The 1,338-nt window shown below is 71.9% G+C and carries 1 protein-coding gene; it reads left to right on the top strand.

The window, feature by feature from the left end; all coding sequences use genetic code 11:
* Positions 1–55 precede the first annotated feature (55 nt).
* A partial coding sequence (locus tag DD1DGNOD_RS02255; RefSeq protein ID WP_241255410.1) for a DEAD/DEAH box helicase occupies positions 56–1,338 on the top strand: 1,283 nt, incomplete at its 3' end.

Below are 1,338 nucleotides of genomic sequence, written 5' to 3'. Positions count from 1 at the left end.
GCGCATCGAAGCCGGCACCGTGACGGGCGCCGGCATACGCACGGGTGGCGGTCCAGTGACGGACCACGGCGGTGAGGAAGAGGATGACGACGACGGTCTCGAGGACGAGGAGGAGAAGAAGGACGAGGAGAACGGCGGTGGCCTCGAGGACAGCGATGACGGTGTGGACGCCCTGGCGTTCCGCGCGGTGCTGCAGGTCCGCAGTACCGCCGACCCGAGCCTGGTAGTCGATGCCGCGGACCTGTGGACGCAACCCGACTCGGTGCGCTCCCACTTCGGCGCCGTGGCCGAGACCGATCTGCTGCTGGCCCTGCGCCGGGGTGCTGGCGTCTGGCCACCGCTGCGGGCGGCGTTGCAGACGGCCACACCGTCCGCGGTGGATCTGGACGATGATGCCGTCGGCCAGCTTCTCGGCCCGGTCGCCGGGGAACTCGCCGGCGCCGGCATCGAGGTCCTGTGGCCGGCCGAACTGGTCACGGACGGGCTTGTGCTCCAGGCGGTGGCAAGCTCCACTCCCTCACCCGCCACGATCACGTCCGCCGGGCTCGACCTTGACACGCTGCTGCGGTTCCGCTGGCAGCTCACGCTGGGTGGGTTTCTGCTCACCGAAGAAGAGGTGGGCGCGCTCGCCGAAGTGAAGCGTCCGCTGGTGCGGCTGCGTGGCCGGTGGGTGACGGTCGACCCGGCCCTGCTCGAACGGATGCGCCGCCCGCCGCGTACACATATGCGAACCATCGAGGCGTTGGGCGCGGTCCTCGCCGGCACCGCCGACATCGACGGGACGAAGGTGCCGGTCGTCGCCGAGGGGCCGCTGGCCGAACTCGCGGAGCGCATCGCCACCGCCGCCGCCACCCCGCCGCCGCTGGAACCGCCGGCCGATCTGGTCGCCACCCTGCGCCCCTACCAGTTGCGCGGCGTGTCGTGGTTGGCCGGGATGTGCGAACTCGGGCTCGGCGGCTGCCTGGCCGACGACATGGGTCTGGGCAAGACGATCCAGGTCATCGCCCTGCACCTGCACCGTCGGGCCTTATGCGCGGGCCCGACGCTGGTGGTGTGCCCGACGTCGCTGCTCGGCACCTGGGAACGTGAGCTGCACCGGTTCGCCCCCGGCGTCCCGGTCCGGCGTTACCACGGCGGCGAACGGCACCTCGTCGATCTGGCTGCCGATGAGGTGGTGCTGGTCACCTACGGTGTGGTCCGCCTGGACTCTCCGGCGCTCACCGCGGTCGGCTGGGGGCTCGTGGTCGCGGACGAGGCACAGCATGCGAAGAACCCGCTGTCGCGCACCGCCCAGGAACTGCGCCGGCTGCCGTCGCCGGCCCGGATCGCCCTGACCGG

Origin of the sequence: Candidatus Protofrankia californiensis (genome assembly GCF_900634765.1) — a bacterium.
GTDB classification, from domain to species: Bacteria; Actinomycetota; Actinomycetes; order Frankiales; family Frankiaceae; genus Protofrankia; species Protofrankia californiensis.
Note: the sequence above shows the minus strand (reverse complement) of the source record. Positions and strands in the feature narration are given on the sequence as shown.